Annotated in this window: 7 protein-coding genes and 2 pseudogenes; 2 read left to right on the top strand and 7 right to left on the bottom strand. The window is 61.3% G+C overall.

Going from position 1 to position 9,568, the window contains the following annotated elements; translation table 11 throughout:
- The 3 genes and pseudogenes from EOA36_RS37770 to EOA36_RS17385 form a co-directional block, all read right to left on the bottom strand.
- Nucleotides 1-280 (bottom strand): annotated as a pseudogene (locus EOA36_RS37770) (trehalose-6-phosphate synthase); the annotation flags it as partial.
- Between the two features lie 106 nt (nucleotides 281-386).
- The gene (locus EOA36_RS17390) at nucleotides 387-2,549 is read right to left on the bottom strand and encodes an amylo-alpha-1,6-glucosidase (protein WP_127278680.1); all 2,163 of its coding nucleotides are present in this window, start codon (nucleotides 2,547-2,549) and stop codon (nucleotides 387-389) included.
- A gap of 45 nt (nucleotides 2,550-2,594) precedes the next feature.
- Nucleotides 2,595-3,656: a glycosyltransferase family 4 protein gene (locus EOA36_RS17385; RefSeq protein ID WP_127278678.1), complete on the bottom strand. Its 1,062-nt coding sequence runs from the start codon at nucleotides 3,654-3,656 to the stop codon at nucleotides 2,595-2,597.
- A 174-nt stretch (nucleotides 3,657-3,830) separates the two neighbouring features.
- On the opposite strand from EOA36_RS17385, the gene EOA36_RS37320 reads away from it, so the two are divergent.
- On the top strand, nucleotides 3,831-4,316 hold the full coding sequence (locus EOA36_RS37320; RefSeq protein WP_189522883.1) for a hypothetical protein: 486 nt from the start codon (nucleotides 3,831-3,833) through the stop codon (nucleotides 4,314-4,316).
- 820 nt (nucleotides 4,317-5,136) lie between these two features.
- Here EOA36_RS37320 and EOA36_RS17365 read toward each other — a convergent pair.
- From EOA36_RS17365 to EOA36_RS17355, 3 genes are all read right to left on the bottom strand, one after another.
- Nucleotides 5,137-5,499, bottom strand: coding sequence for a hypothetical protein (locus tag EOA36_RS17365; protein ID WP_127278677.1), 363 nt, complete (start codon nucleotides 5,497-5,499; stop codon nucleotides 5,137-5,139).
- A gap of 129 nt (nucleotides 5,500-5,628) precedes the next feature.
- On the bottom strand, nucleotides 5,629-5,886 hold the full coding sequence (locus tag EOA36_RS17360; protein WP_127278676.1) for a hypothetical protein: 258 nt from the start codon (nucleotides 5,884-5,886) through the stop codon (nucleotides 5,629-5,631).
- Entirely contained in the window at nucleotides 5,883-6,677 is a 795-nt protein-coding gene (locus tag EOA36_RS17355) for a phage tail tip lysozyme (RefSeq protein WP_127278675.1), read from the bottom strand. The genes EOA36_RS17360 and EOA36_RS17355 overlap by 4 nt, the downstream gene beginning before the upstream one ends.
- 389 nt (nucleotides 6,678-7,066) lie before the next feature.
- Between EOA36_RS17355 and EOA36_RS17350 the strand changes: the two genes are divergently transcribed.
- A complete protein-coding gene (locus tag EOA36_RS17350) occupies nucleotides 7,067-7,684 on the top strand; it encodes a methyltransferase domain-containing protein (RefSeq protein ID WP_348629812.1) in 618 nt (205 codons plus the stop codon).
- On the opposite strand, the pseudogene EOA36_RS17345 reads toward EOA36_RS17350, so the two are convergent.
- Nucleotides 7,681-9,568, bottom strand: a pseudogene (locus tag EOA36_RS17345) (hypothetical protein); the annotation flags it as partial. The gene EOA36_RS17350 and the pseudogene EOA36_RS17345 overlap by 4 nt on opposite strands.

Raw genomic sequence — 9,568 nt, 5'->3', positions numbered from 1 at the left:
CGATCACCTGCGCATCGGGAAGTTCCTTCGCCAAAATGTGACGCAGAGTTTCCGGCGACCATTGGACGAGCGCGGCGGTCGCGGATTGCCCGTTCTTTTCGAATTCCGGCAATGGACCGCGAACGGGTCCTGGTTCGAGACTGGCGCGCTTCGTGTTTCTGGCCCGATGCGCCCGTGACACCACCACCGCAAGCGCGATGCATAAGATACCGACAATTGCGAGAATGAATAGCCACGGTGCGGCCGAAGGGACGACCAGGTACGAACTGTTGTCGGGCATTTCGAATTGATTACCTTTCAATGGGATGCGGCAGATCCACCGACAGGAACTCCGGCATCCTTGGCGTGGTGATCCAACGTTCCGCACACATGATGGTTCCGATTTTTCAACTCCTGACCACCAGAGGCACCAGTCCCTCATGCGCATCCGCAAGGAAGGCGCCGACACGATCTCCCACGCGTTGAAACGTCAGATCCACCGCCACATGTCCTACCGAGAGATGACGAATGACGAGATTGTCGATACCTATCGGCAAGCGCGGCTGGGTCACGTGAATTTCGTTCGTCCCACCATCGATCTGAAGGCCGAGGCAGGCCTGCATGAGCATGAAGGCGGAACCTGCGGACCAGGCCTGCGGCAGGCAAGCCACTGGATAGGCAATCGGCGCTTCGCCGGCCGCGCGCGTGAACCCACAGAACAGTTCGGGCAGCCGCATGTTGAAATGAACCGCGGATTCGAAAGTCCCGCTCATCAACCGCACCACGCTGTCGCGGATGCCGTAGCGCGCCAGTCCGGCGGCGCAGATCGCGGTGTCGTGCGGCCAGATGGACCCGTTGTGATACGACATCGGATTGAAGAAGATCGCGTCGTCAGCCAGCGTCCTCAGCCCCCAGCCGGAATGGAATGAAGCCGACAGCAGCTGGTCGGCGACCATGCGTGCGCGATCCGGATCGGGAAGGCCGACATACAGCAGGTGACCGGCGTTGGACGTGCGTACCTTGCAGGGTTGGCCATCGCCATCGATCGCCAGCGCATAGTAGCTGAGGTCCTCGATCCAGAAATGGCGTTCGACTTGTTGGCGAATGACATCGGCGCGCATTTCCCAATTTTCGGCCCGCTCCTCTTCGCCGCGCAGCCGTGCAAGCTTTGCCAATCCCTGGAACGCTGCAAAGACGTAGCCCTGCACCTCGACCAGAGCGATCGGTCCTTTCGGAATGCGGCCATCGGCATGGAAGACGGAATCGAAACTGTCCTTCCATCCCTGGTTGGCAAGGCCGGACTCGGCGGCGCGCTGGTAGGTAAGGAACCCTGTCGAACGACTGGCTGTCTCGATCCACTCGGCGGCGGCGCACAGCGATGGCCACAGGCCATCGATGAAAGCCGTGTCTCCCGTGCGGTCCGCATAGGCGCAGGCGAGATGGATGTAGAGCGGCGTCGTGTCGACGCCGCCATAATAGCGGCCGAACGGCAACTCACTCAGCGCCGCCATCTCGCCCTTGCGGGTCTCGTGCATGATCTTGCCGGGCTCGGAATCGCTGAAGGGGGAGGTCTCGGTCGCCTGGTGCTGGGCGAGAAAGGCAAGCACACCACGAGCCAGGCCGGGATTGAGCCAAAGCATCTGCAGAGCTGAAATCACGCCGTCCCGGCCGAAGGCGGTGGAGAACCATGGAATCCCGGCGTATGGGTAAGGGCCGGTCGCCAATTCCGTCGTGAGCAACGCCACATCGGCGCGGGCCCGCTCCATCCAATCATTGAAGACGCGGCCCGAACTGTGGAGTGTCGCCCCGTGCCGGCGCTTGGCGCGCATGCCGAAACGGGCGCGGGCGGCGGCAGCCCGGAACCGCCGGCTTTCGGGGCGGTCTGACGTCTCGCCGCCCACTTCCACGTAAAGCGTCTGGCTGCTTCGCTTGGTAATCGCGATGAAGAAATCCGCCCGCTCGGAGGTCAATTGATCGGGCGTCTGCGAAAACGATATCGCGGATGTTCGTACCACCTTGTCCAGGCCTTCGTAGCGGAGCACGACCGAGTTCCCGTCGATCTCGGCCGTGTGGGCGGTGCCGCGTTTGGACCGGGTCGAGCCCCGGACTTCGAACATGTCCCGAAAATCGGCACCAAAGCGCAGCGACACCAGGACCGTCGAATGCTCCCGACTGTAGTTGGAGAGCGTGATGCGTTCATACAGCCTTTCCTCCCACAGAAGCCTGGCGCGCTCGATATGGATCGCGCCCTGCGGAATCTGGCGGCTTGCGGTGCTCTCGATCGGCAGATTGGTCAGGTTGGTGGTGAACAGGACGTTGTCCTGGCTGAGCGATGCGCCAAGCAACGACAGCGACCGCCCGCCAACTGTCAGGCGAAATTCTGAAAGCACACGCGTGTCGTCGCGGAAGAAGCCGTCGCCGGCGCCACGTATGTCGCCATAGGCATCGGCGACGGCAAAGCAATCGCCATGCTTGAGAGCATAAAGCCGATGCGGCTCCCTGGGGGCGGTTTCGTCCAGCGAAGCCAGTGCTATTGCAGGATCGAGCTTTCGCTCGTCGAGTTGGGTAATGGTCAAGAAGATTGTCCCGTGCTGGTTTCCGAACGGGGTGACGGTCTACGAGGCTCTGCTCTCCTCGACGCCATTGGTCAGCCGCGAATACGCCGCGACATAATCCCTGGCCATTCTGTCGGCGGAAAACCGCCTTTCGAAGACCGTTCTTATTCTTCGCCTGTCGAGTTGCAGGAGATCGGGCATCGAGGCGACGGCATCTTCGATGGTTTCGACGACAAAGCCGGTGACCCCATAATCGATGATCTCGGGCATGGCCCCGCAACTCCAGGCCATGACTGGGGTTCCGCAGGCCATGGCCTCGATCACCGCAAGCCCGAAGGGTTCGGGCCAATCGATGGGAAACAGCAAAGCGGCCGCATTGCCCAGAAACCTGCTCTTCTGGTCCTCGCCGATCTCGCCGACAAACTCGACCCGGTCGCCATCGATCAGGGGCTGCACGACTTCCTCGAAATAGGCGCGGTCGCCATCGCCGACCTTGGCGGCGAGCTTCAGTTTCAGGCCGGTGCGGCGAGCGATCTCGATCGCCCGGTCCGGCCGCTTGTCGCGCGACATCCTGCCGAGGAACGCCAGATAGGCGCCATCCGTGCCTGCCTCGAAATCGGGCTCATAAAGCCCAAGCGGCAGCCCATGATGGATTGTCGCCAGCCAATTCGCGGACGCGAACCGCGCCCGCTGGCTGCGGGATATGGAAATCATGGGAAACCGCGGAAACCGGTCATAGGCCTGCGCGAGGTCCGCGTAATCCAGCCTGCCATGCGGCGTCGTCACGGTGCGCTGTGGAATATCGCGGAAAAAAGGAAAATGCAGGAAATGGCTGAGATGGAAATGGACGACGTCGAAGTCGTCGGCCCGTTTCCTCACTTCGTCGAGCATCGACAGATGCGCCGCGATCTCGGATTTCAGCGGACGGGGATCGAGACGAAGCGCCCTTTCGCGGCATGGCACCAGTTTGGCGGAAGTCTTCGTGTCGCCGCTGGCGAACAATGTCACGTCGTGGCCGAGGTCGACGAGCGCCTCGGTAAGATACGAGATGATGCGTTCGGTGCCCCCGTAGAGTCTTGGCGGCACCGACTCGTAAAGCGGTGCGACATGGGCAATCTTCATGTCCCGGCGTCCCTCAATGAGCTGGTCATAGAGCCAAAATGCATCAGCGCCGGGATCGTTCCTGAATCATTGGAAGATGCGTCGAATGAGCCGTCCCCTGTTTGATTCGACCGGCCGCTCTATTTCCTGTCGGTAATGCCGGCTCGCGCTTTACGGCAGCCGAAGGAGGTCCAGATGCAGCAACCCAGGGATATCGCAGCCCGGCGTCTGAGCATGATCGTCGAACAATATGTCGAGGCCAGAAAACGGCACTTTGGCTTTGTGTCGACGGACCAGGCTGCCCGGGTGATCCGCAGAACCCTGAAACCCGATCCTTCGGAGCCAGCACTTTCCGATCACGACCTTGACGACATGGTCGCCGCACTCGCCGTAAAGAACGGCCTGGCCGTCATCTTCGATCGGGGCGTGCGGGGACCAGCCGGCGGCGCCGAGGCCGACTTGAACAGAAAGGAACCGATCATGCGAGCACCGACGGAAACCCCGGATGTTGCCGGCGCGGTGGACGCCATCCTGAGCGGTCGTACCGCCCAACTTTCGATGAGCGCGGTGATCTCCCTGCTGCGCGAACGGACCGGCACCAAGCGATCCGATGCGGATCTGGAAGGACTGATCGCCAAGAAAGCCGCCGTCTTGGACGTGCACCTGTCACGGAGCGTCTAAGGGGTCACTGCTCGTCGGGGCGTCGTCATCATAACGAAACCCCGTCACCCTAAGTCGGTTGATCGTCAGGACCACACGGCCAAGCTCGTCGCTTATAGCGCAAGTCCAGTCCTTGACCGCGATCACCTTCTTTCCGGCCATATGCCTCCGGGGGCTTTACGCGATCTGAAGCCGGTTCACGGAACCTTCGCCGGATATTACAACCAGCCGTGCAACGGCAAACGCGGCCAGAATTATGAAAAACGCCGTGATGTTCAAGAACATCGTTGCCGCAAAGATGCTCGCGCTTTGGTCATAGCAGCTTGCGAATTCCATGACGCTTTACCCCCTTCAAACCTGTTGCATCATGATCCTGCTTCAGAAGAAATTCAAGCAGATGCTAAAATACATGGACGGGGTTCAAATGCGCGACAGCCAATTGCTTGTCCCCCAGCGACTAGTGCAAGGCTGCACGGGGCGCTGACGGTCACAATGCCGTACGCCGTGGCCCCTCAGTCCCTGGTTAATAAAAAACCCGCCACAGGAGCGACCTGCGACGGGCTTTTGGAGTGGCTACATCCCTGAAGGAATCGACCGCTTGTAGTTCTATTGTGAACTGTGTGATCGCGTTAGCCTATGGTGTGATCGCGGAAAGCCTTGGGCCTGCCCGCCTCAATTTTGCGAACACCGAGCGGACACAGATTTACGGATACTGAGACCTGATTTGGTGAGCGCGATGGGATTCGAACCCATGACCTACTGATTAAAAGTTCGTGATTAAACAAACGATATCAAGCGCTTACGAAAATGCCACTGCCATTTGTCGCACGATCGCGTCGGATCATGACCGGGCAGCGCGGGTCGGTTTGTCGATGCGCTTGCCCAGATCATCGATCGCCTTGACCAGGCGCGCTTCCATTTCCCGCAAGGCGATATGCCCGGCATAGTCCTTTGCCACTTCAAGCTTGAAGTCGGCCAGCTCCTGGGCGCCCTTGGAGCGGATAGCCTCGACCCGGTCGGCGATCAGCTTCAACTGCGCGTTGACGGCGGCCATCTGATTGGCGACGCCGGTCTTGTGCTCGGCGAAATCCTTTTCCAGTTCGGTCACTCGCAACCGCATAGTCACCCAGGCGGCGACGCCGGCCACCGAAGCAAAGATTATGGTCAGCAGTGTGCTAAGGTTGATGGTGTAATCGACCGTCATCACCCGCACCGGTATTTGGAGAAACGGCCGCGATGCTGTGCCACGGACACGGCGAAGCTGCGGTCATTGGCGACGATATAAGAATTCGTCGCCGGCTTTGGTTCCATGCGCACCAGCACGTCGCAGGGGTCAGTCAGCGTCGGGCTGCAGGCAGCCGCCAAGCAGAGCGCACAAAGCAGGATCGTCAGCCGCAAGAGCTTCATTGTCGATGGCCTTTCCGTCTTTCAGGATGGTGATGCGGTCGCCGGCGAGCTGCGCCGCCAGGCTGGCGCGGCCGTCCACGCGGCCCTTGGCGTAGACGCCACCCAACAGCGAGCCGGCAAGGAGAAGCGCCCCCAGCGCCTTCCCTGCCGGCGACAGCGCCGCTTTCGCCAGCGCCGCGATCATCCCTCGATGCTCGTGCGCAGATCGCGCACCGCCTGGGCGAGCTGCGCACGCCGGGCGATGCCATAGATCCCGAACGCCACGATCAGGCCGATGATGACCAGCTGCACCCGGAAATCGAGCCCGCCGAACGCCGCCAGCGGCGCGCCGAGAATGGTCAGCAGCCAGGTCCAGAATGTCTTGGTCTTGGTCACCGGCTTGTGCAGCTCGCCGGGGTCGACCACGACGGGCTTTTGCACCACCACCGTTTCGGGCACAGGCGGGGCGCTGGGAGGCGTTTGCGGGGCCGGCGCGGGCTGCGGAGCCGCCGGAGCCGGCTCCTGCGCGCTGGCGGGCTTCCCTGCCGTGCGCACGGCCCAATCCGGCAGCGCCGGACTTCCGCCCGCCTGGTGCCAGGCATCGAGCGCCACGGCCGCCCACTGGTCGCGGCTCTCATAGTGCTTCACGCCGGCCTGCTCATAGGCCAGCTCGAAGGCCTTGACCTTGGCATTCAGCGTCCTGGCCGCCTGCAGCTTGGCGATCGCCGCGCGGTACGGGCCTTTCAGCTCGGAGAACAGGAAACCGTAGTTGGCCTGGTCGCTGGCGACGGGCAGGCCGGCGCGCTGGCTATAGGCCTCGAAGCTGCGCCGGCGCGGCCCGGTCCATTGCGCCCAGCCATAGCCGCCGCGCGAGGAAGGCACGGTCGGCTTGGCTTCCTGCAGTGAGGCGAAGCCGCCGCTTTCATGGCCGAGATTGCCGAGGATTGCGGCGGAATCGTCCAGCCCGATTTTGAAGTCCCTGATCAGCAGCGCCATGATCCACGGCGCCTTTGAACGAAACAGATCCTGTGCCTTGCCCTTGCTTGCCATGTCAGCTCGCCTTTGTGGTTGGTGAGCCGGAGGCTAAGGCTGTTGGTGAATCGTCAATTGCGCTGGAAGAGTAGCGAGCTATGGTCTAGGCATTCGGCACTGTTCTACTTTTGGGAGGCACAAAAAAAGTGTGGCACGCTGGTCTGACCTCGATCCTTTCCCATTTTCCATTTCCGGCATGGGCTTTCCTGTCGGCCTCACCAAGTCCCTTAGCCGCGACCTTTAAAAACAAGCGCGATTTTGCGTCTGTCCCAAATGCCGTTACTTCCGTCCTTGAGATTGGCCCTTTCAACAATCCTTGCGTGCGAGGGGAAAATGTAAGCTACTTCGATGTCATGACCACCGAGCAGCTGCGCGCGCGCGCCATGCAGGTCGGATACGATCCTTCAACCGTTCCCCACATTCGCTACGTCTCACCGGTTGGCGACCTTGGCATAGTGGCGGATCAGTTCGACGCCGTCGTGAGTTGCCACTGTATCGAGCACCAGCCCGACTTGATCGCCCATTTCAGACAGGTTCACCGCATACTGCGGCCGGGCGGCAGGTACTTCCTCGACATACCGGACAAGCGCTATTGCTGCGATCACTTCCTGACCGAAAGCAGCCTGCATTCGATCATCGAGGCCAAGGGTGACACAAGGCACCCGCTGACGAAAGTCATAGAGCATCGAGCCTTTACCACCCACAGCGAAGCCTGGCGCCACTGGGCTGGCGATCACGCAAGCCCCAGCTATTTCGATGCCATCATTCCGTTTGCCGCCAAAGCGTTGAAAGAATACCAGGATGCCCAGGGCGGGTATATCGATGTGCATCGCTGGCAATTCACGCCGGCGAGTTTTCGCGACATCGTTGTAGGCCTGCGGCAGAAAGAGGAGCTTGCTTTCAATGTCGTGGAAGTCAACGACACGGCCCGTGGCGACCTGGAATTCACGGCCGTGCTGGAAGCCGCCTAGATCATTTCCACAGTCAGCTGTGCGTCGCCCGCAAGCACGTCTGAGTTGCTGCCCGAGGCTTGCCCGGCCAGCGCGATCGTGAGCGTGCCGCTGGCCGTCACCTCGACCTCGGCGGATACCGAATGCGAGACGGTGGCGCTGACCGCTTGAGCCGTACGCTCGACCCAGCTGGAACGGTTGCCGCCAAACGCCGCCGTGGCCGATCCCGATTTTGCCAGGATGGTCAGGAAGTCGCCGGCCGTGCCGCCCTTCGTCGTGTTGATCATGCCGGTCACAAGGTAGCGCTCACCCTTGTTGACGTTGAGCGACGGCGTCGTAACGACGGTCGTCTGTGCCGCCGTGACGGTGATGGCGTTGTTCCCGGCAGAGAAGATCTTGCGACCATCGCCGATGCGCCGGTTGGCGTTCGAGGATGTGTCCAGATATTCGGCCACCGTGGCGCCGGTGAACGCACCATTCTGCCGGATATTGCGCGTCTCGCAATTGGCCGCCGTGCCAGAAATAGCCACGGTGCGCGATGGCTTGTCATGCGTGATGTCGTCGATCGTGCACGAGTCCGAATTGACAATCTGCACGCCATCCCACTCGCCGTTGACCACGGCGCTGGTGGAGGCATTATTGATCAGAGTGAGGTCGCGGACCTTGGAGTAATGGCAACCGTCAAGTTTCACACCCACAGTTGCCAGCGTTGCTGTCTGATACTTGTAGATCAGCATGTCGAGAATTTTCGCCTGTGGAGCGTTCTGCATGTCCACGCCGAACTCAAAGCAGTTGATATGACCGCCCTCGATCCGCACCCACGGACGCTGTGAGGTGTAGCGCACCTTGACGCCGGCCAGGACGCCCACCATCACCGGTTCGGTGACCAGTAAGCCTTCAACTTCGCCCGACGCAGACACACCTTCCTGCGCATGATCGACCCGCGCCTGCATGATGCGAATATCGCTGGGGATCGCGCCTACCGAGCCAACGACGCGGATCCCATAGCGCATCTTGTTGAAGCTGCGAAAATCGGTGAAACCGGTATCCCGGCGGCCCGTCACGGAAGGGCGAACGATTTCAGGCCGGTGAACGTCCGTCAGCACGATGCCATCCTGCCAGCCATGGGACGTCAGAACCTCGCCGCGAATGTCAGGATCGATGATCCGGCACCGCGGCTGGTTTCGGTTGTTGGTGCTGTCGACTGTCCCGTAGGTGAGCTTGAGCGCCGCCCCGGTTTCCTGCCCGATCGTCGTGAGTGTCGGCGACGTGATGTGTGTGGCGTGCTCGAAATTATCCTGCGATATCACCAGGCCATCGGTCGCGCCGGTGCCGAATACAATACGACCGGTGCCGAAGTTTGCCGCCAAGATAAAATCCATGTTCGAGGCGGACAGCGTCCCATTGCAGTAGAAGCCAGGCCCGTTCGAAATAACCATCGGCAGGCCAGTCAGCTTGGCAATGTCGATCATGCGTTGCAACGCGACCACGTTGTCTGTGCTGGTGCCGGCGACGCCGGTCCAGTCAGAGACGCCGCCGAACATGCCGGGGTTAAGGTAGTCCGTCTGCCGCACCCAAGCGCCGACCGTCGCCGCGACGCTGTCGGCCTTCAGAAACATGCCTTCGACCGTGTCGGCGGCGATCTGCGCCGAGAAGTCGCCGAGCGTCCAGACGAACTGCCCGCTGCGCCGCGCCTCCGTAAGCAGCGCCGACAGGCCGGCTTGCGGCACCAGCGCCTTGATCAGCGCCCGCGTCGACAGCGAGCCATTGAGCCGGAGGGCTACCCACGCCTCGGCAAAGGTCGCAAGTGCAAGCACGCTCGCCCACAACACGGCAAAGCCGGGAATAAGCGATTGCAGCACCTGGGCGGCAGTGCGGGAAATCCAGTTGGTGTCGGCACCGTTG

Origin of the sequence: Mesorhizobium sp. M8A.F.Ca.ET.021.01.1.1 (assembly GCF_003998025.1) — a bacterium.
GTDB lineage: Bacteria > Pseudomonadota > Alphaproteobacteria > Rhizobiales > Rhizobiaceae > Mesorhizobium.
This window is presented reverse-complemented; position numbering and strand designations above follow the sequence as displayed.